Below are 23,134 nucleotides of genomic sequence, written 5' to 3'. Positions count from 1 at the left end.
TCTAATCCCGCTTTCCTTTTGTAGGGGTGCTTATAAGTCGAATGCGCGGTCGACGACGTCACCGGTCTTACCGAGCGCGCCGACGCTCTTGCCGTCGACCCAAACGTCTACCCCACCGGCATTACCGACTCGAATCGACGCTGCCCGACCGTGGAACGTCTTAGACGTCCCTGCCGGAAACGTACCCTCCATGCTAACAGTACCATCGACGGTGACCCGAAGCCATGACGGTGCCGACAGCACGAGAGCGATCGACTGCCTTCCGCCTGGTCCCGGGGTCGGCGTGGCTGAATGCCCGGCTACGGTGGCCTTCGCCGGGGCGAAGGTGGCTGTGGTACCGGCGGTTGGCGGTGCCTCGGGGCTACGCGATGCGGCCGTTGCGACGGCTGGCTCCTGGCCCTGGCGGTGCATCGTCAGCGCATTGTAGGCGACGAATGCCACGAGCAGCACGGCGACACAGGCGGCGATCCATGTGAGAGCATGATTTCTCCGGGCCGGCGGACCCACCACGAACTGTGGTTCTGAGGCCGCGTTACCGGGCTCCAGCTCGCCGAATTGGGCCACCACCTCCTCGGGATCTAAGCCGAGGAAGCGGGCGTAGGTTCGTAAGAAGCCTCGGATGTAGACCGGCGCACCGACCGCCCGCCAATTTTCCTCTTCGATGGCGATGAGATAGACGGTGCGGATGCGGATTTTCTCGGATACTTCCGACGGGCTAAGACCGCGAGCTTCGCGCGCTTCGCGAAGGCGCTCGCCCAGCGATGCCATGCGCGGCTTTTCTTAGATTCGACCTAGTGTTATCCTGTCCAGAGTCTATGATGAAGAAACGCGTGATCGCTGCTATGAGCGGCGGAGTCGATTCGGCTGTCGCCGCCGGCCTGCTGGTGGAGCGTGGTTTTGACGTCGTCGGCGTGACGATGAAGATGTACGCGCCAACCCGGCCCGCGCACGCGAAAAGCTGCTGTGGTTCCGACGATTTCGACGATGCGCGCTCCAGCGCGTCGATTCTGGGCATTCCGCATTACGTGCTCAACTTCGAGGAAACGTTCAGGAAAAACGTCGTGGAGCGCTTCGCCGACGACTACGAAGCCGGCCGCACTCCGAACCCGTGCGTCGCGTGCAATAATTTCGTCAAGCTCGGAACGCTGCTGCAATATGCCGATCGGCTCGACGCGCGTTTCGTCGCGACCGGCCATTACGCGCAGTTGGAACACGGGCCGGGCGGACCGCGGCTGTTCCGCAGCCCGTCCGGAAAAGACCAGGCGTATGCATTGGCCCAGTTGACGCCCGCGCAGCTCGATCGATTGCTCTTGCCGTTGGGCGAGCTCGACAAGCCCGCGACTCGCGCCCACGCCCTCCGTCTCGGGTTGCCGGTGCACGACAAGACCGAGTCGCAAGACATCTGCTTTGTCGAAGGCGGTGATTATCGCGACGTGCTGGAGCGCATTCGTCCTGGCATCCGCCGGCCGGGCGAAGTGTTGAACGCCGGTGGCCAGCGGATAGGGACGCACGCGGGAGTTGCCGGTTATACGGTAGGGCAGCGCAGCGGCTTACCCGGAGGTTCGGAGCGCGCGCGGTACGTTACACGTGTCGACGCAGCAACCAACACCGTCGTCGTGGGCGACGAACTCGAGCTATTGGCGAACGGACTCGAGGCCGGTGAATTCAACGCGATTCGCCCGGAGCGATTCGGTACGGACGAACGACGCGTGTTGGCGACGGTCCGCTATCGCGGTACGGCCGTTCCGGCGACGGTTCGCGTCGTCGATGGCGCGCTGCGCGTGCGCTTCGATCAGCCGCAGCGTGCCGTAACGCCCGGACAATTGGTCGCACTGTTCGACGAAGGCGGTTTAGAAGTGCTGGGCGCCGCGACGATCGAGCGCGCTGTAGCCTAGACGGCGGCTAACGCCATGCCGTCGCGAATGTTCCAATACGTGTCGCGCACGACCGGACGATACCCGGCGTCGATGATGAGATGCTCGAGATCGTTACGCGTGGCTTCGTTGGTACTTCCCGCGTCGTGCACCACGCGCTCTTCGAGGATGGTGCCGCCCATATCGTCGCAACCGTAGAACAGCGCGAGCTGCCCCAGCTTGAGACCCGGCGTCAGCCACGACGCTTGCAGATGCGCCACATTATCCAGATACAAGCGTGAAATCGCCAGCACCCGCAGATACTCGAGGCCGGTGGCTTCTTTTCCGCGCAGCGGCGTCTTGTGCGGCACGTAGTACCACGGAATGAACGCGGTAAAGCCGCCGGTTTCGTCTTGCAGTTCGCGCACCACGTGCATGTGCTCGATCCGCTCTTCCGGCGTTTCGATGGATCCGAACATCATCGTCGCCGTGGTCGGCATACCCAGCAGCTGCGCTTCGCGCATAACTCCGAGCCACTCGTCGGGCTTGACCTTGCGTGCGGAGATCCGTTTGCGCACGCGTTCGACGAGAATTTCCGCGCCGGCGCCGGGTAGCGACTTCATTCCAGCTTCGCGTAGTCTTTGGAGCACGTCACGAACCGGCATTTCTTCGACATGTGCCAATCCGATTATTTCGGAAACCGACAGCGAGTGAATGTCGACGCCGGGAAACTCGCTCGCGACCCGGCGGAACAACGACTCGAACCAATCGATCCGCAACTCCGGGTTGACGCCGCCCTGAATCATGATTTGCGTGGCGCCGTGACCCTCGGCGTAGCGAACCCGTTCCAGCACGGTGTCGTGCGACATCGTGTAGCCTTCTTTGTGCTGCTCGGGGCGGAAGAACGCGCAAAACGTACAGTGCACGTTACAAACGTTGGTATAGTTGATCGTCGTATCGATCACGTAGGTCACGACGTCGCCGGGGTACATCTGCGAGCGCCGTTCGTGCGCCGCAGCACCCAGCTCGTGCAAGTCCGCCTCGCGATACAGGCGCACGCCCTCGTCGAAGGTCAAGCGGCCGCCACCGGCGGCGCGATCTAATAGGCTAACAAGCGACGGCATCGAGATTCTCCGGAACGACCGAGGGAATGCGATCGATCGCGCCGATCGCGCGCAGCTCGCGGCAAAATGCCGCCAAGCCGGTTTGCGCGGCGAGATGATACGTAAAGTTGAGTTTGTCGAAATACGATTCGTAGAACGCTGCACTGCGCAATCGCTGCGCCTGCGCACGTTCGATAACGCGCTCGCGATTGGCACGCGACCACGAATACGCGTCGGTCATTGCGAGCATACAGGCGCGAACTTCCGCCGGCCGGCGCTCTAAAATCTCGCGACGCGCGGCCCAAACGCCGAAGACCGGCTGCGTCTGCGTCCAGTCACGCCACAGGCGTCCTAAATCGTAGATATGCTGCGGGTCGATCGTTTCGAACGCGTCGATCGCGGCGTCGCCGATGAGCAGCGCCGGTTGTCCGGAGCGCGCTCGAGGCAGCACATCGTGGGCGCGCTCGTACGATGCGCGCACGCCGTAGCGTCGTTCCAGCAGAACGCGCAAGAGATTGTAGCCGCTGGCAGATTCGTCGGTCACGTATACCGTCGCTCCGTCGAGCAGAGCCGGCGGCCGTTCCGACGCGAGCAACACCGAAACGACTTCATCGCGCGCGCCGATACACAAATCGGGAAGCAGCGCGAACGCATCGGCGTGTTGCGCCCAGGCCATAGTGCTGACCGGGCTGAGATCGAGCGAGCCGTCCGCCAACATCGCGTTGAGCTCGGCCGGAACTCCGGAAACCAGCGAGCCGGGATATTCCAGCACGCCGCAATCGAACGCGGCATAGAGCGGAACGACGTTGGTATAAGCCATCCGGCCACACCGTAAGCTCACGCTTCGACGAGTTCTCGCTGTGGCGGAGTCCAATCGAACGGAAACTCGTCGTACGTGGAATTCCGTCGCACGGCGACGTAGCCGGCGTCCTCGATCAAGCGCCGAAACTCTCGGTCGTCGACGTACTGGCCCGAACGCGTTCCGGCCGAGTGATAGATCATCTCCTCATCGGTCGAACCGTGCGTGCCATCCATGTCGTCGGCGCCGAATTGCAGCGCGACCTGGCACACCTTGAGGCCCTGAATCATCCAATAGGCTTTGATGTGATCGAAGTTATCCAGCATAAGGCGGGCGACGGCAAACGTCTTGAGGTCGTCGAGTCCGGTGGTCCAGCCGCAATACGATAGCGCGTTGCCGTCGGGATGGAACGCCAGCGGGATCAGCGCGTTGAACCCGGGCACGCGAGCTTGCGACTCGCGCAAACGGATAAGATGGTCGACGCGGTCTTCGATCGATTCGATATGTCCGTAGAGCATCGTGGCGTTGCTGGCGACACCTTGGCGGTGCAGCTCCTCGTGAATCGCGATCCAGTTTGCGCTCGAAACCTTGTTCGGGCAAATTTTCGCGCGCGTTTCTTCGGCGAAGATTTCGGCCGCGCCGCCGTTGACGTTATCCAACCCGGCTTCTTTGAGCACCGACACGATCTCGGGAAACGACAGGCGATGGCGCTTCGCCATATATTCGATCTCGGCCGCCGTAAAAAACGACAGTTGCGCGTGCGGTACGGCTTCTTTCAAGCGGCGCATCAGCGGCAACCAATAGTCCAGCGATAGCTGGCGCGGGTCGTGCCCGCCGACGATGTGGATCTGATTGAAGTTCGTGCCGGTCTCGAGCGCCTTGGCGAACACTTGATCGGCCGTCATCCGGAAGACGCGTTCTTTCTCTTTGAACTCGTCGGCTGCGAACGAACAGAACGTGCACGCCGCAAAGCAGACGTTCGTCGAGTTGATGTAGCGGTTGAGCACGTAGAAGACTTTTTTGCCGCTCTTGCGCTCTTTCGCGGCTCTTGCGAGCGCGCCCAAGCCGTGCAGGTCGGCGGTGCGATAGAGTGCGACCCCGTCTTCGAGCGACAGGGAAGCGTTGGCGTCGATCTTGCGTGCTATGCCGGTGAGCGCCGGATCGCGGTATACCAAGGCGGACCTTTCTTCGAGGGGCGGGAGCTCGGTTCGAATCTTCGGGTTTACTCTAGCGGCGCCCCGCGAACGGCGCAACAACGTTTCCCGGGAGTACGGCTGCGCCGGCACATACGATGCCCACCGCCAGGAACGCGCCGCCTGCCAGGTCGGTCGCATAATGGGCGCCGAGCGCCAGACGCGCCCAGTAGATCGCAACGGTCAAGCAGATGAGGGCGGCGGCGGATAGCAGCCGCGTCCGGCGACCCAACTCGCTGCTGTAGAGCAACACCGCCCACAACCCGTAGAATCCGAGTGCGATGGCGGCGTGGCTACTGGGATACGAAAACGCGGTTTCGTGGTGTACGAACCAAACTGCGGGTCGCGGCCGCGCGTACACGTGTTGAAAGAAATCGGCGAGGCGCCAGCATACGATCGCACTGACGAGCGTACATGCGATGCGCACACGCCACGCCGGGAAGCGCCAGGCCAGAACGATGAGCAGCACGCCAACGAGGACCAGCGTCTGCACGTAGCACGAGAACGTGAGCCACCACGCCGCCAGAAGGCCGTGGCCGGCCAGTTCCGCCTCGAACACGATCAGCGCCGCCGGTTCGCCGTTTGCGCGAACGTATGCGCCGAGCCGCCAAAACGCGACAAACGCCGCTAGCGCTACCAGCGCGAGAACGATTCGGCGCGTCACGATTCGGACCCGAACAGATCGGTCTGCCGTTCGCCCGAGCCCAAACGCGGAGCCAGCAATTCGAGTTCGGCCAAACCGACGACGATTTTGCGCGGTTTGGTCCCTTCGTGCGGACCGACGACCTTAAATTCTTCCAGTTGCTTCATAAGGCGAACGGCGCGCGGATGTCCGATCGAAAACTGCGACTGCAGCTGAGCGGTCGATGCATAGTTGGTTTCGATGATGAACTTGGCCGCTTCGTAGCACAACGAATCGACGGCTTTTCCGTTTTCCTCGTCGCTCACCGGAACGGCTTCGACCTCCACGAGATTGCTCGGTCGCGATTGACGTGCCCAGAAATCCACCAGCCGTTCGACCTCGGCCCCGGTGATCAACGCGCCCTGCGCGCGAATGGGTTTCGGAGCGTCGATCGGCAGATACAGCATATCTCCGCGACCCAGCAATCGTTCGGCACCGTTCATATCGAGGATGACGCGCGAATCTGTTTGCGAGCTCACCGCGAAGGCGATGCGCGATGGAATGTTGGCCTTGATCAATCCGGTGATGACGTCGACCGACGGGCGCTGCGTCGCGACGATCAGATGAATCCCGGTGGCGCGAGCTAACTGCGCTAAACGCGTGACGGTCGATTCGACCTTGGCCGGCGCGACCAGCATCAGATCGGCCAACTCATCGATCACGATCACGACGTACGGCAGCGTTTCGTCCGGAAACTTCGCGTTGTATTCTTCGATCTTTCGCACGCCGGCTTTAGCAAAACGCTCGTAGCGCGAATCCATCTCTTTGGTCATTTCGAACAGCGCGCCGGCCGCCATGCGTGGATCGGTGATGGGCTCGCGCACTAAATGCGGAATTCCGTTATACACGCTCAGCTCGACACGTTTGGGATCGATCATCAGCAACTGCACTTGATCGGGCGTCGCCGTCACGAGCAGCGATGCGAGAATCGTGTTGAGACATACCGACTTGCCGGCGCCGGTCGCACCCGCCACCAGTAAATGCGGCATCTTTCCGAGATCGCCAAACACCGGCCGGCCGCTGATATCTTTGCCGAGCGCCATCCACAGCGGCGGAATTTGCCCGCGGTTTGGAATCGCTTCGAGGATTTCACGAATCGCGACGAGCGAGACCGTTTGATTGGGGATCTCGATGCCGACCGCCGATTTGCCGGGGATCGGTGCTTCGATGCGCACGCTCGTCGCGGCCAGCGCGAGCGCCAGATCGTCGGCCAACGATGCGATGCGCGCGATTTTGATGCCGCGCTCGGGCTTGAGCTCGTACCGCGTAATCGATGGGCCGCGCTCGATATGCACGACCTTGGCGCCGACGCCGAAGCTAGCCAGCGTATCTTCCAGCAGGTGTGCGCGATTCGAATCGTCCGTGACTTGCGCCACGGGCGGGTCAAAAATCGCCAGGTCCGGCAGCCGGTAGTTGATCGAACCCGGGGCCGGCGGCTCGTACTCACCCGATAAGCCGCGCGCCGGTTCCGGACGCACCGGTTCGGGCGGCACCGGCTCGGGTTCGAAGTACGGCGTGCGAACGACCGGAGGCTGAGGAACGATAGGTGCGGCCGGTTCGACTGCGACCAGCGGTTCGCGTGCCGTCGGGGCGACGACTTCGGCTTTGGGGGATGGAGCGCCGAGCGCAAACGCCTCGCGCAATGAAGCGTGACCGGGCGGTAGTTCGATCTTCGGTCTTCGGACCGCCGGAAGGTCGGGCATACGGATCGATCCCGCCCAACCTGCGACGCGTCCGATCGTCCGCTTCAAACTAGCGTTGGTCAACCACAGCAGCAGCGAAACGGCCGCGACCGCCACGACGATCCACGCACCCGCGACGCCGATCAACGAACGCAGCGCCCACCAGATGTTCGAACCGACGACGCCGCCGCGCGCGTAGCCGCCCGAACCGAGCGCGGCATCGACGATCAGAAAGCACGCAAGCGCCGACGTCCCGATTTCGTTCACCAATCTCGGAACGTTTACTTCGAGAAACAGAATCGCACCGAACAGCGCAACGAGCACGGGGAAAAGAACCGCCCCACCTCCAAAGAGATGGTGGAGCGCGTCGGCAGTCCATTCGCCGATTCGACCGGCATGATGCGGAGTCGCCAAAGAAATCCCCATCAGGATGGCGATTCCGATCGCGGCTATTCCAACGATCTCGAGATTGAGCCGTGTCCTGGCGGTCGCCTTACGGCGCGCACGTGCCATGGAAACTTCGGATTCGTCACCCTGCGAGGACTTCACTTTGAACGCGCCCACTCTCGTCGTGCTCGAAGGCGATCAAACCGGCCAAGAGCTGCTGCTCGAAGCGCTCCGCGTGCTCGATCCATCGGTCATCGGGCTCGAGCTGCAATTCGAACGCTACGACTTATCGCTGGAGCGCCGGCGTTCGTCCGGCAACGAAATCGTTCACGAAGCGGCCGACGCGATGCGGCGCGCACGGCTGGGTTTGAAAGCGGCGACGATTACACCCGAACAAACGGGCGATGTGGGCTCCCCGAATCGCATTCTGCGCGAACGCGTCGACGGCAAAGTAATCGTGCGAACCGGACGGCGATTGCCGCGCGTGCGTCCCGTGGCCGGAATTCACGCTCCGATTTCGATCGTGCGCATGGCCGTCGGCGACGCCTACGGCGCCAAGGAGTGGCGCGAGTCTCGGGACGGCGACGAAATCGCCTGTCGCACCGAAACGATCTCGCGTTCGGTTTGCCGTCACGTCTCCGAATATGCGTTCACCCATGCCAAGAAAGTGGGCGGCGTCGTCTTCGGCGGCCCCAAGTACACCGTGAGTCCGGTGTACGAAGGCATGCTGAAAGAAGAGATGGACGCGGCGCACGAGCGCCATCCGAACGTTCCGTACGACCCGCAATTGATCGACGCGACCTACGCGCTGTTGCTGTCGAGTTCGGGAGACCGGCCGCTCGTGATCCCGTCGCTCAATCGCGACGGCGATTGCTTGTCGGACATGGTGATGCAGCTGTTCGGCTCGCTGGCCGGTGCGGAATCGCTCCTGCTGGCGTTCGACGATGCGAATCATACAGCGGGCGCCGCTCCGAGCGTCGTAATGGCCGAAGCGCCGCACGGCACCGCGCCGCGACTGCAAGGAAAGAATGTCGCCAACCCGCTGGCGATGATTTTGGCCGGAGCCGCCGTGCTATCGTACGTCGAGGGCCGTCGCGCCGCCGACGCGTCGCGCGCAATCTACGAGTCTTCGTTGGAAACGCTGCACGCCGGCGTTGCCACCGCCGACCTCGGCGGCCACGCCACCACCACCGAATACACCGACGCGGTCATCGAAGGCGTGCGCCGCAAACTCGACGTCTGGTCGACGCTCTAGCGAAGTCTCGCTTTCTTTAGACTTCGAGCACTACCGGAATCACGACCGGGCGCCGCTTCGTGCGCGCGAACACCGCTTTCGCTAGACTTGCGCGCACGTGTTCGCGCACCGTGTTGGTGTCGCGCATTCCTTCGACCGAGAGCTGCGCCAACGTAGCCATCAGCTCGTCGCGTAACTGTTCGATCACGCCGCCGGCTTCGGGCAGATAAAACACGCCCTTCGAGATGATGTCGGGGCCGGCCGAAATTCGCGCCTCCTCGGAATCGATCGCGAGCACCACGACCATGATGCCATCGTTGGACAGCGCTTTCCGGTCGCGCAACACGGCTTGGCCGATATCGCCCACGCCGGATCCGTCGACGAAGACGTGCCCGCCGTATGTTCTGCCGATCTTGTCGGCGTACTCGCCGGTGAACTCCAACACGTCGCCGTTTTCGCTGACGTACACGTTGGCCGGATCGACGCCGGTTTCGGCCGCCAGCCGTCCGTGCGCGACCAGCATGCGATACTCGCCGTGTACCGGGATGAAAAACTCCGGGCGCACGAGGTTGAGCATCAGCAACAGCTCTTCTTGCGATCCGTGTCCGGATACGTGCGAACGCCCGTCGGTGCCGTGGATGACGATCGCCCCGAGCTTCGTGAGATTGTTAATCGTGCGGTAGACGCCTTGCTCGTTTCCGGGAATCGGCGTCGCGCTGATGACGACCGTATCGCCGGCGACGATCGCAAACTTCGGATGGTCGCGCACCGACATACGCGATAGGCCGCTCATCGGTTCGCCTTGCGAGCCCGTCGTCACGACGAGCACGCGCTCGGGCGGCAGGCCGCCGACTTCTTCAATCTTTACGACCGTGCCGGCCGGAATTTTGAGATGTCCGAGCTCTCCGGCAAAATGCACGACGTTCTGCATCGAACGGCCCAAGAACGCGACCTTGCGGCCGAACCGCACGGCATGATCGACCGCTTGCTGAATACGCGGCACGTTCGATGCGAAGGACGCGATTAAAATCCGGCCTTTAGCGCGCGAAAAAATATTGGTGAACGCTTCGCCGACGATGCGCTCCGACAGCGTGTGTCCCGGGCGCTCGGCGTTGGTCGAGTCCGACAGCATGCACAGCACGCCTTCGTCGCCGATCCGCGCGATGCGCGCGAAGTCCGCCGGTTTGCCGTCGATCGGGGTTTGGTCGAATTTGAAATCGCCGGTGTGAAAGATCGTTCCGACCGCCGTGCGGATGGCCAAAGAACACGCCCCAGCCACCGAGTGATTGATGTGTACGAACTCGGTCTCGATCGAACCGTGCCGCACGCGGTCGCCGGGCTTCACTTGCACGTAGTTGACGTCGCCCGGCCGCTGCTCGCGCGATTTCGCGCGCACCAATGCCAAGGACAGCGCCGTACCCACGATCGGCGTTTCGGGAAATTCGCGCAAGAAATATGGAATGCCGCCGATGTGGTCTTCGTGGCCGTGTGTCACCAGCACCGCGCGCAGCTTGTGTTGCCGTTCGCGAACGTAGGTGAAGTCGTTGATCACGATGTCGACTCCGAGCATTTCGTCGTCGGGGAACATCAGGCCGCAGTCGACGACCACCATGTCGTCGTTGGTTTCGATGACCGTCATGTTGCGGCCGATCTCGCCGCAGCCGCCCAACGGGACAACCCGCGTGTACGGCGCGTCGGGGGGCGCCGGTACGCTCAATACGTCAGAGTTCAATAGCTGGTCTTGCTCCTGACCGTCCGGGGCGTGAATGGCGAATTACCCTGCCCGCCCGGAGGTTCTATGAATATCATTATGATTGTTATGACGGTGCTGTTCACCGCTCCGGCCTCACTACCCCGCGAAAAGGTGTCCCCTGCACCGATTGCCACCCCGCACCACGTCGCTCCCAGCGCGTTGTTATCGCGGCGCGCGCTCCGCAACGCACGTCTATTAATTCAAATGCGATTGCTGGAATTGCGTGCCGAACGTCTCGAATGCGTGCGCGCTGCGATCTTGCGCCGGCTTCCCGCAGAACTAGTCCCTCCAGGCTCCGACTCGGACAGTGCGAAACAATGCAAGGCGACGCCGGGTACCTATCGGCGTTCGTATCCGTCTTATAGCGAGGTATACGGGTGGCAATCGAAAGCGGTCAAACGTCGAACGCCGACGGGCTAAAGACAGCGCTCGACATCGTCGTTGCGCCGCGGGACGCGCTGGAGCGACTTCGCGTCCACGCGACATGGGGATGGGCGATACTGATCGTCATCGTTCTTTATACGCTGGCGAGTTTCTTGATGGTTCCGGCGTTGCTTCACGCCACGCAAGCCGGCTGGCCCGAAGTACTTGCACAGAATCCAACCTGGGCAGCCGAGACACCGGCACAACAACAAATGCATCTCGCACTCGTACTAAAGGTCTCGCAATGGGCGTGGGTCGGAGCGCCCGCCGTAGTCTTTCTCGGAAGTCTTCTGCTGGCCGTCATGATGACGATCGGAAACATGGCCGGCCGCGGAACCGCGTCGTTTCGCCGGTTGTGGGCCGTTGCTGTCAACATCGGCATTCCGATGATCGCCATCTACTACGTCGTTGCTGCGATCATCGCGCTCGTGCGCGGTCCGCAGTCGTTCGATTCGCCGAAAGCGCTGCAAGGGGTCATGCCGTCTCTGGCGATTCTGGTTCCGGAAACGGCGCTCAAACTGCACGCGTTCCTCAGCATCTTCAACCCTTTCACCTTGTGGGGTGTAGGTCTGACCGTCGCCGCGATGGTGATCGTCGCCGGCGTGTCGCGCACATGGGCGTGGCTGACCGGGCTCGTTTGGCTCTTGGTTAACGGCGCGCTCGTCGCGCTCTTGGCACGTTGATCGGTTCGTCCGCTCGCCGCGCTGCCGTAGTTATGGCGGCGTTGCTGGCAGTCGCCTTGCGGCCCTCGAGCGCCGGAGCCGCAACGATGACGCTCCCCGACGCGGTTGCGTACGCGCTCGACCACAGTTCGACGGTCGCGTCGCAACGAGCGGCGCTCACGCAGGCGCAACATCAACTAGCCCTGCAACGCGGGGTGGCCTATCCGTTGGTCGATGCGTCGTTGCAGAGCATCTTGTCCAAGAGCGCAAACTATCAAGGCAGCTTCGCCGTGATCGGTGCCCAACAACAAAACGTCGTGAGCCAGAACACGGCTCAAGTCGGAATTTCGAATTGGAATCTCACGACCGGCGGCTATTCGTTCTTGCTGGTTTCCGCCGCGAAAGCTCAGGAAGAGCAGGCCGCCAAAACGCTGGCCAACACCGAAAACCAAATCGCCAGCAGCGTCACCAACAGCTTTTACGCGATCGTGGAACGACGCGGACTCGTAGCGGTCGACGAGTTCACGCTGAAGTATCAAAATGAACTTGTCAATCAAGCGCAGATCAAGGAACACGCCGGCGTAGCCGCGGGTGTCGACGTCCTTCAGGCCAAGACTTCGGCGGCCAAGAGCGAATCGACGTTAATCGCCGATCGCGCTTCGGTCGAAGACGCCAGTCAGACGTTGGCCCAGCAAATCGGAGCTCCGATCTTGACGGCGTTCGCGGCACCTATTCATATTCCGCAGCCGCCCATTCCGCATGGGACCGTCGACACGCTGGTTGGCGTTGCCGAAAACAGCCGCCCGGATGTCGGCGCCGCGCATCAAGCGGTGGTTGCCGCGCGAGCCACGCGTCGCAGCTGGAACGTCGAACTCTTTCCGCAGATCGCGATCTCGGCCGGGATCGGCAACCAGTTTTCGCCGACCAGCGCGGTAGAGCTACAAACCGAACTCGATCAAGAGTGCAACCCGCCGGCGTCCGTGCCCCCGCCTCAGGGCTGTCCGCTCTTTGCGCCGCGTGGTTCGTTCGGGTATTGGTCGCTTCAGGCCGTTTCGACGTTCTCGCTGCCCCTGGTCGATTACAACGCGCGGCACAGCGAACGAGTGAACGACGACGCGCAACTCGCCTCGGCGCAATCGACCTTCGAGCAGACCGTGTTACAAAGCGAGTTAGACGTGCGCCAGAGTTATCGCGGTGCGCAGACGGCCCTCGGGCAGTTGGCATGGGCCAAACAAGAGGCGGCGTTCGGCATTGAGTCGGCGCGGATCGCGCAACTCCAGTACAAGGCCGGCGTGAAAACGATCTACGACGTGCTGCAGTCGCAGCAAGCCGCGCAACAAGCGGCGGTCGACGACATTACGGCACGGGTCGACTACGTCGAAGCGGTGGTCAAACTCCGTGTGTCGCTTGGCACCTACGACGCCCGCGCGGCGGTGGCGGACCTCGAATGAGGCGGGAGAACGAACGATGAAACGCGTGCGCAACTTACTCATTCTCGTCGCCGCGGTTGCGATCGTAGTCGGTATAGCGGTTTTTGCGTCTCGCGGACATCGAAGCGACGCAATCGGGGTGCGGACCATACGCATATCGCCGACGACCTTCGAAGTAAAACTTCCCGAAAGCGGTACGATTCTTCGTCCCGTTGTAGCCACCGTACCGACGTTGATCGCCGGCAACGTAGCCCAGATGAACGTCAAAGTCGGAGACGCAGTTTCCGCCGGGCAGACGCTGGCGACGATCGAAAACCCCACGCTTTCGTACACGGCATCGGGCTCGCAAGCCGATTACAATTCGGCCGTCGCGAACGTTTCTGCCGCCCGGGTTCAAGAACGTAATGCCGGCGTCGGATACCGCGCGCAAGTCGCGACGACGCGCTCGCAACTCGAGGACGCCCGGCGAATCTATCTGGCAGACAAATCGCTGTTCGATAATAAGGCTATCCCGCGCAACCAGTTGGACGAAGACAAGGCCAAGCTGGATCAAGCCCAAGTGGCGTACGACCAAGCCCAAGAGCAAGAACAGCTTGGCGCGGTCTCCGGCTTCAACGGAAACAGCGTGCAATACGCACAGGCCGCCGCGCGCAAGTCGCAAATCGCCAGCGCGCAAGACCAACAGCAACTCGCGTTCGAGCGGATCGCCGCACCCTTCGATGGAACGATTCAAACGATCGCCATGGGAAGCGGTGACGCGACTCGCACGCTGCAATCGGGCGATCCCGTGACGCAGGGTCAAGCGCTGTTCACCATCGCGCGTCAAGGCGGTTTCATCGTCAAAGCGCAGGTCGACGAGCAAGATATTATCGACGTTCGGATCGGCCAACGCGTCAACGTCGGCGGCCAAGACTTTCCCGGCCGCACGATCGTCGGACACGTCGCTCGCATCGCACCGGTCGCAGCCAAGTCGGCCGACGCCAGCAACACGGCCAAACAAGTCGAGACCACGATCTCGCTTGACGGCTCGCCGTCGTTTCTCCGCGACGGCATGAGCGCCGATGTCGACATTCTCACCACCTACGTCCCGCACGCGATCGTGGTTCCAAACGACGCCGTTACTACCGCCGGCGGCCGCTCGAGCGTCTTCGTGGTCGACAAGGGTGTCGCGCACAAACGCGTCGTGAAGATCGGCAAGGCCTCGGATACGCAAACGTGGATCTCGTTAGGCCTGCGGCCTGGCGAATCGGTCGTTTCGACGAAGGTTCCCGGCCTCACCGACGGAGCTCGCGTGCGCGTACTTCCGGCCGCATCCGCTGCGCCGGCCGGCGCGTGACGGCGTTCTTCTCCTACTTAGAAGAAGCCGTTACTGCGCTCTGGCGTAATCGCGCCCGTTCGGGTTTGACGATGCTCGGCATGATCATCGGCAGCGCGTCGATTATCACCGTTTTCGGCGTGAGCCGTGCGGCTTCGGGCGGCATCGCGTCGACCTTCGCATCGTTCGGACAACTACCGGTCAGCGTCTTCCCCGATCCCTCGCAAAACTACCCGCAGCAAGCCGCCATTCAGTATCGCGACGCCAAAACCGTTGCGTCTGCGCTCGGCGACGAAGCGGCGTCCGTCCAGCCTTCGTGGCAGCGCACCTATCGCATCACTTCTGCGACTGCACACGATTACGAATCGGTCGCGTCCGACGGCGGATATCACAACGACTCAATGGCGCTACTCGGCGGTCGGCGATTTACCCAACAAGATATCGACGGTGCCGCGCGTATCTGCATGCTCACCGCGGATTTAGCGCGGAAGTACTTCGGTACGCAACCGGCAGTCGGAAACGTTTTGAGGGTCGGCGGCGCACGCTTCGTCGTGACCGGCGTTTACGCGGATATAAAAGGGTCGTTCTTAAATTCTATTTTAAGCTCCAGCGCCGTCTTCGTTCCGTACTCCGCGTTCTATCAGGACTTTTCGCCGGGCAGCGTCGATTCGTTGCAGGTATTCGCTGCGCAACAGGACCGCGCGGACGCCGTGGGAGCCGCGGCTGTCGCGGTATTGCAGCACATCCACGGAACACGTTCGCAATACACGGTGCAAAATGGTGCCGGATTCGTAAGCAGTTTCGACGGGGCATTGAGCGTCATAGCTACGGGCTTATCCGCAATCGGCGGGGTGGCGTTGGTCGTCGCCGGTATCGGTATTATGAATATCATGCTCGTATCGGTCACCGAACGCACCCGCGAGATCGGCATCCGCAAAGCCATCGGTGCGACCCGCGGAAATATTGCGATGCAGTTCGTGATGGAATCGGTCGTCTTATCGCTGGCCGGAGGCGGAATCGGAATGCTTATCGGCCTGGTCGTGACGATCGGAGCGGCGTCTATTCTCAGTCGCCAACTTGGCGCGCTGTTAATTCCGTATCTGGCCATCATCTGCATCGCACTAACGTTTTCGCTCGTGGTAGGAACGCTGTTCGGTACGTATCCGGCGATTCGCGCCGCACGACTCGATCCGATCGAGGCGCTGCGCACATGATTTACGCCGTCGAAGCCTTTCGAGTTCTGTTCGCAAACAAGCTGCGATCGCTGCTGACGATGCTGGGGCTTATTGTGGGTGTCGGAGCGGTCGTTGCGATCGCGGTCCTCGGTAGCGGTATGGCCGGCGGCGTAGGCGGCTTGCTCGGCGGCATGTCCGACGAATCGTTTATCCTCTTTCCTAATCAGCAGCAAACCGATTTTGCGGCCTCCGAATTTCGGTTGTCGGATCTTCCCGCAATTCGGGAAGCCCTTCCGCAAGTCGTCGATGCAGTTCCGATCGCACAAGTGACCGATCTCGTGAGTTCGGGCCACCAACGCGGTCGTTATCGCTTATCGCCCGAAAGCGCGATTCCGTTCACCAATCTGCCGCTTCTCTACGGACGACGTATCGACCAACACGACATCGATGCTGCCGGTCACGTCGCCGTGCTCCAGCATGGCGCATATCTCCGGCTCTACCCGCAGGGGGGCGACCCCACCGGATCGAGCATCTATGCCGGACCGAATCGATTCGTGGTCATCGGCGTACTTACCGAACCGCGGCGAGGTTTTCTCAACGCCAACTTTTCGGGTCCGATCGCCATTCCGTGGACGACCTTCGTTCAGCGCTACGTTCGCGGAGACCGCGTCTTCGCTGCTCGATTTGTCGTGCGCGACGCGGGCGACATCGCATCCGCAGAGACGGCCGTGATAAAAATGATGCGCGTACTCCGCAACCGCCCGGATCTCCAATATCAAAGCTTCGACAAGTCGCAGGCCACGCAAGGCATCAACGTCGTGTTCGGCGTGATCACGGCGATCGTTGCCTTTATCGGTGCGATCTCGTTGCTCGTGGCCGGTATTGGCGTCATGAACATCATGCTCGTTTCGGTCGCCGAACGCACGCGCGAGATCGGTGTTCGCAAGGCCATCGGGGCGCGACGTTCGCAAATTCTCGCGCAGTTTTTTATCGAGGCCCTGACCTTATGCAGTGCGGGTTGCGCAATCGGTTGGGTGCTTGGAATAGTAGCCGGATGGGCAGTCGATAACCTCGCCATCGTCAAGGTGGCGGGTTCGATTCCCGCGTTACCGATCGTACCGACGTTGGCGATCGCCGTCGTATTCGCGATTGTGGTCACGCTCGCGTTCGGAACGTATCCGGCCTTTCGCGCGGCCGGTCTCGATCCGATCGAGGCTTTGCGCTATGAGTGAATCCGTCGCCATCGAGCTAACCGGCATCGAAAAAACCTACGAGCAAGGCCCGCTGCGCGTCCCGGTACTGCATGGCGTCGATCTGACGGTGCGCGCGGGAGAATATATCGCAATCATGGGTCCTTCGGGCTCGGGCAAGTCGACGATGATGAATCTGATCGGCTGCCTCGACCGGCCGACGGCGGGGACCTACGTGCTCGACGGGGTCGACGTTTCCAAGCTCGACGACGCAGCGCTGGCACACATCCGGTTGCGCAAACTCGGCTTTGTGTTCCAAGGCTTCAACCTGCTGGCGCGCAGCGACGCTCTGGGCAACGTCGCGCTGCCGCTCTTCTACGCGGGACTGTCGGGCCGGGAGCGGGTTACACGCGCTCGCGCCGCGCTCGAGGGCGTGGGCCTGGGCGACCGCGGGCATCACTTGCCTAGCCAGCTCTCGGGCGGCCAGCAGCAGCGGGTGGCGATCGCTCGCGCGCTGATCAACGATCCGGCAGTGCTGCTAGCCGACGAACCCACCGGTAATTTGGACTCGCGCACGAGCGACGACATCATGGCCCTCTTCAGCAAACTCCATGAAACCGGCCGTACCGTCGTGATGGTCACGCACGACGAGCACGTCGCCGAGCGAGCGAACCGGGTCGTCCGCCTCTTCGACGGGCGGGTCGTTTCGGACTCAGCGACCTCCTAGGATAGTGCCCAAATCGACACGATGTGTGACATTTCTGCGTTATCTTGGTAGATAGGTCTAAGCAACTCGAACGCCTATGGTTCTGGAGAATGGTGAATAAACGAATTCTTCCCACCCTCATCGTTGGTCTGATCGGCGCGATTGTCGGCAGCTTTTTAATGATGCTGTACGCGAGCTCACACTTCGGCGGCGCAACCGGCCCGGGTCAGACGCCTCCGGCGGTGGCGGCGCTTCCGCTCAACGGCGTGAGCGATCAAGATCGCATCGTGAGCGCGGTCAAACGAACGAAGTCGTCGGTCGTCGCGATCGTCGAACAAATCAACGGCCAGCAATACGTACCGGCCGATCCGATGCAACAATTCTTCGGCGGACAGAGCGGCGGCGTCGAGCGTCAATATAAAGCGCAAGCGTCCGGTTCGGGCTTCGTGTACGATTCGCAGGGCGACATCGTCACGAACGCGCACGTCGTGCAACCGCAACAAGGCGCGCAGGTAACCAAGATGACGGTCGTGTTTGCGAACGGCGATCACGTCCCGGCGCACGTTATCGCAGCCAACGTTGGCTCCGACACGGCGATCATCAAGGTGGATCGTTACGGAAAGCTTCCGCCGCCGCTGGAACTGGCCGACTCCGACAAACTCGAGCAGGGCCAGTGGGCCATCGCCATCGGCGAACCGCTGGAGCTTACGCAAACCGTGACCGTCGGCGTGGTTTCGGCCTTCCATCGCTCCGAGCCGATTCCGACCGAAAATGGCACCGTCATCGACTTCAAGGGACTACTGCAGACTTCGGCGCCGATCAACCCCGGCAACTCGGGCGGCCCGCTGATCGATCTCGACGGCCAAGTGATCGGCATCAATCAATCGACCGTCCGTTCGTCGTACGCGCAAGGCATCGGCTTTGCGATTCCGTCGAATACCGTTAGCTCGGTCGTCGCCGACTTGCTGAAGCACCCGGGCATCCATCAGGGAACCGACACCGGTTTCCTCGGCATCTACATGGCCGATATCACCGACGGCGTTCGTAACCAGATCGGCTACACCGGCCAGGGTGGCGTCGCGGTGCAACAGGTCTTCTCGGGATCGCCGGCCGACCAGGCCAGCATCCAGCCCGGGGACGTTATCCTCAAGGTCGACGGCAAGGCGTACAACACGCGCCAAGACCTGCATAACTACATCAGCGGTAAGAAGCCGGGCGATACGATCCACGTGGACTTATGGTCGAATGGCATGAAGAAACTCGCCGTAATCAAGCTCGGCGAAACGCCGGCGGCCCAACCCGTATCGCAGGGCCAAGGCCAAGGACAGGAGCAAGAGCCGCAGGATCAACAGCCGTAGGGTCCTCCGAAGGCCACTAGAACCGAGGGCGGTGCCGAAAGGCGTCGCCCTTCTCATATCCTGCAACCGGCCAATCGCGCCGGTTGTTTTACTTTGTGGAACATTCGAACCGCCCTCAGTGTATGATGGGCGAACAACATCAGTCTGCAATCGCTCGTAAGCGGCAAGGCGCCCGGCCGGGCGCGAACCGGAACCCTCGTGTGAATCCCGTGCACTCAACCTCGGTGCGCCGGCCCGATGGATCCCATTCGCACCTCCGCCGGCATGCTGGTCCCGGGTGAGACCGGACGCATTCTTTGAGGTACTAATATATGGCTAAAGTGGTCGGAATCGACCTAGGCACGACCAACTCTGTCGTCGCCGTGATGGAGGGCACGCAGCCCGCCGTCATCCCCAACGCTGAAGGATCGCGCACGACGCCGTCGGTCGTGGCCTTCACCAAAACCGGCGAACGACTCGTCGGCCAACTCGCTAAGCGTCAGGCGATCACCAATCCCGACCGCACGATCAGTTCGATCAAGCGGCATATGGGACAACCCGACTATTCCGTCAAGATCGACGGCAAGGATTACACGCCGCAAGAAATCTCGGCGATGATTCTGCAAAAGCTGGTCAACGACGCCAGCAACTATCTCGGCGAACGCGTGAGCAAAGCGGTGATCACGGTCCCCGCGTATTTCAACGACGCGCAACGTCAAGCGACCAAAGACGCCGGCAAAATTGCCGGTCTCGATGTGCTCCGCATCATCAACGAACCGACGGCCGCAGCATTGGCCTACGGTCTCGAGAAAAAAGGCAACGAAACCATTCTCGTGTGGGATCTCGGCGGCGGCACGTTCGACGTCTCGATCCTAGAAGTCGGCGACGGCGTCTTCGAAGTGAAGTCGACCAACGGCGACACGACCCTTGGCGGCGACGACTACGACCACCGCGTGGTGGAATGGCTCGTCGATCAGTTCCGTCGCGATCAAGGTATCGACCTAAGCAAAGATCGCCAGGCGATGCAGCGTCTCACGGAAGCTGCCGAAAAAGCCAAAATCGAACTCTCGTCGGTAGTGACCACCAATATCAACCTGCCGTTCGTCACGGCAGATCAAGATGGTCCCAAGCACCTCGATTACACGCTGACGCGCGCCAAGTTCGAAGAACTCACCAGCGATCTCACCGATCGTTGCGTCGGTCCGTTCAAGAGCGCGATCGCCGATGCGAAGCTCGATGCCTCGAAGATCGACGAGATCATCATGGTCGGCGGATCGACGCGCATGCCGGTCATCCAAGAACTCGTTCGTAAGCTCACCGGTAAAGAACCGAATCTCACGGTCAACCCCGACGAAGTCGTCGCGGTCGGCGCGGCGATTCAAGCCGGCGTGCTTTCCGGCGAAGTGCGCGACGTCGTTCTGCTCGACGTTACGCCGCTCTCGCTCGGTCTCGAAACGCTCGGCGGCGTCATGACCAAACTGATCGAACGTAACACGACGATTCCTACCAAGAAATCGCAGACGTTTACGACGGCTGAAGACGGTCAAACGTCGGTCGACATCCACGTTCTGCAAGGCGAACGTCCGATGGCCCAAGACAACAAGACCTTAGGGCGCTTCCGCTTAGAAGGCATTCCGGCGGCGCCGCGCGGCGTTCCGCAGATCGAAGTGTCGTTCAACATCGACGCCAACGGCATCGTCAACGTCGGTGCCAAAGATCTCGGCACGGGCAAAGAGCAGGCGATCACGATCACCGCTTCGACCAACCTCAACAAAGAAGAGGTCGACCGGATGGTTCGCGATGCCGAGCTGCAATCGGCCGCGGATAAAGCGAAGATGGATGAAGCCGAAGTGCGCAACAACGCGTCGAGCTTGATCTATTCCACCGAAAAGTCGCTCAAGGAAGTCGGCGAGAAGCTCGACCCGCAAGCGCGGGGCGAAGTCGAAAACGCGCTGTCAGACCTGAAGCGCGTCAGCGAAAACGGAACCGTCGATGAGATCCGGCCGGTGATCGACCGGCTGCAGCAGGCCAGCTACAAGATGGCCGAACTGCTGTACAAAGCCACCGCGCCCGAAGGCGAAGCGGCAGGCGCCGGTGAGGGAGCCGAAGACGGCGCGGGCGCGAGTCAGAACGGCTCGTCGTCGGCCGGAGTTCCTCCGGAAGACGTCATCGACGCCGAATTCAAAGAGTCCAAGTAAGGTCTCTTTCGCTACGACGCAACGACGTGCAATCCGCCGGCTTCAAAAGCCGGCGGAACGCGCGCGGCGCTTTTCATTACGAGTGTAGAAAGACGAATGTTTGACGATCAATCGGTGTTGAACACCGAAGCCGGAGACGCCGTCATCGAAACGGATGCGTCCGATACCGCTTCGCTCGAAGAGCGTTTGGCGCAAGCCGAAGCCCGAGCCGAAGAAAACTACAACAAGTTTCTGCTAGCCACCGCGGATTTTGAGAACTACAAGAAGCGCGGGCGACGCGACATCGACGCAATGGTCAGCCTGCGCCGGCGTTCGCTGCTCGAGCGCTTTCTGCCGGTGCTCGACAATCTCGAACGCGCTATGGCATACGAAGGCGGCGGCGACGTTCTGCGCGGCGGCCTAGAACAGACGCTGCGCGGATTCGAAGCGGTCATGAAAGCGGAAGGCGTGATCGCCATCGACGTCAAGAACAAACCGTTCGACCCGCACGTTGCCGAGGCGATCGCCACCGCCGCCCGCGAAGGCGTTGACGATGACGTGGTCATCGAAGTCGCCGAGAAGGGCTACCGATTGGGCGACGAGTTGTTGCGGCCCGCGAAGGTCGTCGTCGCGAAAAACGCGGAATGAATTTTAAGGACTATTACACGGTCCTCGGCGTTCCTAAGGACGCGCAGCAAAAAGATATAAAATCGACCTATCGCAGGCTGGCGCGCAAATGGCATCCCGACGCGAATCCCGACAACGTCAAGCAAGCCGAGGAGAAATTTAAAGAAATCTCCGAGGCCTACGAGGTGCTCGGCGATGCCGAGAAGCGCCGGAAATACGATCTGCTCGGACCCGATTGGCAGCAGGCGGCGCGACAAGCCGACCAGCAGCGCCAATATCGCACGGGTTCCGGCGAGGACTTCGGCTTTGGTGATTTCGGCGGAGCCGGCGAACCGGGGCCGAGCGGTTTTTCCGATTTCTTCGACATGTTCTTCTCCGGCGTCGGACGCCGGCAGACGACGCAGACGACCGGCTTTCCGCAACGCGGACAAGATTTGGAAACGAGCATCGAGTTAGGCTTGCGCGACGTCTACGACGGCGGCAAGAAAGCCATCTCGCTGCAAGTCGAAGATCTCTGTCCGCGCTGTCACGGAACCGGAACCGAAGCCGGACGGCTGTGCCCGCAATGTCACGGCACCGGCCGCGTGCTGTTGCTCAAGAAGTTCGAGGTTACCATTCCGCGCGGCATCGGCGACGGCCAACGGATTCGTCTGGCGGGCCAAGGCGGCGCCGGACGCAACGGAGCGCCCAACGGCGATCTGCACTTGATCGTCAAAGCCATCGACGATCCGACCTACAAGCGCAAGGGCGACGATCTGTACGTCGATCTGCCGGTCGGCATCTACGATCTGCTGCTGGGCGGCGAAGTTTCGGTTCCGACGCTGGGCGGACAGGTTGCGATGACGATCCCCGAGGGGACGCAGAACAACCGGCTGCTGCGACTAACCGGCAAAGGCATGCCGCGCGTAAAAGCCGGCGGCAGCGGCGACGAATACGTCCGCCTGATCGGTCAGCTCCCGCAGAATCTAAGCGATAAAGAAAAAAAACTGTTCAAAGAACTCGCATCCATCCGAAGAGGTAACGAACAACGTGATTAAAGAGATCGCCTTCACGGTTTACCCTGCCAAAGATGTTCGCGCGTTGCGCGAGTGGTACGAAAACAATTTAGGCTTAAAGTTCACCGGGCCGTACGTCGAAGACGGCGTCGAGAAATACAACGAAACGACCATCGGCGGCGCGACGTTCAGCTTGATGACGCCTGACTGGGTCGAGCGCGACCCGGGCAGTGCCGGAAGCGTCGTTTTCGAAGTCGACGATATCGACGCCGAAGTCGCGCGCCTGCGCGAAAAAGGCGTAATGGTCGAGGATCCCTATGCAACGCCGGTGTGCAAAATTGCCGGTTTCCAAGACGCCGAAGGAAACAAGGTTTCGTTCCATCAGATTACCGTTCCGCATTAAGCGTTCCA

20 protein-coding genes are annotated in these 23,134 nt (G+C 61.4%); 13 read left to right on the top strand and 7 right to left on the bottom strand.

What is annotated here, in order from left to right; all coding sequences use genetic code 11:
- Positions 1-30: 30 nt before the first annotated feature.
- A complete protein-coding gene (locus VGF98_15720) occupies positions 31-768 on the bottom strand; it encodes a RodZ domain-containing protein (protein HEY1683096.1) in 738 nt (245 codons plus the stop codon).
- A gap of 62 nt (positions 769-830) precedes the next feature.
- Here VGF98_15720 and mnmA point away from each other — a divergent pair, with 62 nt between their 5' ends.
- Complete coding sequence (gene mnmA / locus VGF98_15715) at positions 831-1,895, top strand: tRNA 2-thiouridine(34) synthase MnmA (GenBank protein HEY1683095.1); 1,065 nt, start codon at positions 831-833, stop codon at positions 1,893-1,895.
- On the opposite strand, the gene mqnC is transcribed toward mnmA, so the two are convergent.
- Genes mqnC through VGF98_15690 form a run of 5 tightly spaced genes read right to left on the bottom strand, consistent with a single transcriptional unit; the run spans position 1,892 to position 7,825 of the window.
- Positions 1,892-2,977, bottom strand: coding sequence for a cyclic dehypoxanthinyl futalosine synthase (gene mqnC, locus VGF98_15710; GenBank protein HEY1683094.1), 1,086 nt, complete (start codon positions 2,975-2,977; stop codon positions 1,892-1,894). The genes mnmA and mqnC overlap by 4 nt on opposite strands.
- Positions 2,961-3,797, bottom strand: a complete 837-nt coding sequence (locus VGF98_15705) for a menaquinone biosynthesis protein (protein ID HEY1683093.1) — start codon at positions 3,795-3,797, stop codon at positions 2,961-2,963. Before VGF98_15705 ends, mqnC begins: the two co-directional genes overlap by 17 nt.
- Complete coding sequence (locus VGF98_15700) at positions 3,794-4,930, bottom strand: CofH family radical SAM protein (protein HEY1683092.1); 1,137 nt, start codon at positions 4,928-4,930, stop codon at positions 3,794-3,796. The genes VGF98_15705 and VGF98_15700 overlap by 4 nt, the downstream gene beginning before the upstream one ends.
- Before the next feature lie 52 nt (positions 4,931-4,982).
- Positions 4,983-5,612: a phosphatase PAP2 family protein gene (locus tag VGF98_15695; protein ID HEY1683091.1), complete on the bottom strand. Its 630-nt coding sequence runs from the start codon at positions 5,610-5,612 to the stop codon at positions 4,983-4,985.
- On the bottom strand, positions 5,609-7,825 hold the full coding sequence (locus VGF98_15690) for a DNA translocase FtsK (GenBank protein ID HEY1683090.1): 2,217 nt from the start codon (positions 7,823-7,825) through the stop codon (positions 5,609-5,611). The genes VGF98_15695 and VGF98_15690 overlap by 4 nt, the downstream gene beginning before the upstream one ends.
- A gap of 37 nt (positions 7,826-7,862) precedes the next feature.
- On the opposite strand from VGF98_15690, the gene VGF98_15685 reads away from it, so the two are divergent.
- Positions 7,863-8,954: an isocitrate/isopropylmalate family dehydrogenase gene (locus VGF98_15685; protein ID HEY1683089.1), complete on the top strand. Its 1,092-nt coding sequence runs from the start codon at positions 7,863-7,865 to the stop codon at positions 8,952-8,954.
- 16 nt (positions 8,955-8,970) lie between these two features.
- Here the strand turns inward: VGF98_15685 and VGF98_15680 are convergent, their stop codons facing one another.
- Positions 8,971-10,665 carry a ribonuclease J gene (locus VGF98_15680; GenBank protein HEY1683088.1) on the bottom strand — a complete coding sequence of 565 codons (1,695 nt, stop codon included), beginning with the start codon at positions 10,663-10,665 and terminating at the stop codon, positions 8,971-8,973.
- Between the two features lie 398 nt (positions 10,666-11,063).
- On the opposite strand from VGF98_15680, the gene VGF98_15675 reads away from it, so the two are divergent.
- From VGF98_15675 to VGF98_15625, 11 genes are all read left to right on the top strand, one after another.
- Positions 11,064-11,792, top strand: coding sequence for a YIP1 family protein (locus tag VGF98_15675; GenBank protein ID HEY1683087.1), 729 nt, complete (start codon positions 11,064-11,066; stop codon positions 11,790-11,792).
- An 86-nt stretch (positions 11,793-11,878) separates the two neighbouring features.
- Complete coding sequence (locus VGF98_15670) at positions 11,879-13,222, top strand: TolC family protein (protein ID HEY1683086.1); 1,344 nt, start codon at positions 11,879-11,881, stop codon at positions 13,220-13,222.
- Positions 13,223-13,238: 16 nt separating this feature from the next.
- Positions 13,239-14,537 carry an efflux RND transporter periplasmic adaptor subunit gene (locus VGF98_15665; protein ID HEY1683085.1) on the top strand — a complete coding sequence of 433 codons (1,299 nt, stop codon included), beginning with the start codon at positions 13,239-13,241 and terminating at the stop codon, positions 14,535-14,537.
- The gene (locus VGF98_15660) at positions 14,534-15,730 is read left to right on the top strand and encodes an ABC transporter permease (GenBank protein ID HEY1683084.1); all 1,197 of its coding nucleotides are present in this window, start codon (positions 14,534-14,536) and stop codon (positions 15,728-15,730) included. Before VGF98_15665 ends, VGF98_15660 begins: the two co-directional genes overlap by 4 nt.
- Complete coding sequence (locus tag VGF98_15655; protein ID HEY1683083.1) at positions 15,727-16,923, top strand: ABC transporter permease; 1,197 nt, start codon at positions 15,727-15,729, stop codon at positions 16,921-16,923. The genes VGF98_15660 and VGF98_15655 overlap by 4 nt, the downstream gene beginning before the upstream one ends.
- Positions 16,916-17,608: an ABC transporter ATP-binding protein gene (locus tag VGF98_15650; GenBank protein ID HEY1683082.1), complete on the top strand. Its 693-nt coding sequence runs from the start codon at positions 16,916-16,918 to the stop codon at positions 17,606-17,608. Before VGF98_15655 ends, VGF98_15650 begins: the two co-directional genes overlap by 8 nt.
- Before the next feature lie 89 nt (positions 17,609-17,697).
- Positions 17,698-18,945: a trypsin-like peptidase domain-containing protein gene (locus VGF98_15645; protein ID HEY1683081.1), complete on the top strand. Its 1,248-nt coding sequence runs from the start codon at positions 17,698-17,700 to the stop codon at positions 18,943-18,945.
- Positions 18,946-19,256: 311 nt separating this feature from the next.
- On the top strand, positions 19,257-21,122 hold the full coding sequence (gene dnaK, locus VGF98_15640) for a molecular chaperone DnaK (protein HEY1683080.1): 1,866 nt from the start codon (positions 19,257-19,259) through the stop codon (positions 21,120-21,122).
- A gap of 96 nt (positions 21,123-21,218) precedes the next feature.
- Positions 21,219-21,749: a nucleotide exchange factor GrpE gene (locus tag VGF98_15635; protein ID HEY1683079.1), complete on the top strand. Its 531-nt coding sequence runs from the start codon at positions 21,219-21,221 to the stop codon at positions 21,747-21,749.
- Entirely contained in the window at positions 21,746-22,765 is a 1,020-nt protein-coding gene (locus VGF98_15630) for a DnaJ C-terminal domain-containing protein (protein ID HEY1683078.1), read from the top strand. Before VGF98_15635 ends, VGF98_15630 begins: the two co-directional genes overlap by 4 nt.
- Positions 22,758-23,126 (top strand): VOC family protein, encoded by a 369-nt coding sequence (locus VGF98_15625; GenBank protein ID HEY1683077.1) that lies wholly within the window; start codon positions 22,758-22,760, stop codon positions 23,124-23,126. Before VGF98_15630 ends, VGF98_15625 begins: the two co-directional genes overlap by 8 nt.
- The last annotated feature ends 8 nt before the right edge of the window (positions 23,127-23,134 follow it).

The sequence above is a fragment of the Candidatus Tumulicola sp. genome (assembly GCA_036490475.1).
Taxonomy (GTDB): domain Bacteria; phylum Vulcanimicrobiota; class Vulcanimicrobiia; order Vulcanimicrobiales; family Vulcanimicrobiaceae; genus Tumulicola.
The sequence above is the reverse complement of the archived record's forward strand: the minus strand, read 5'-3'. Positions and strand labels throughout refer to the sequence as shown.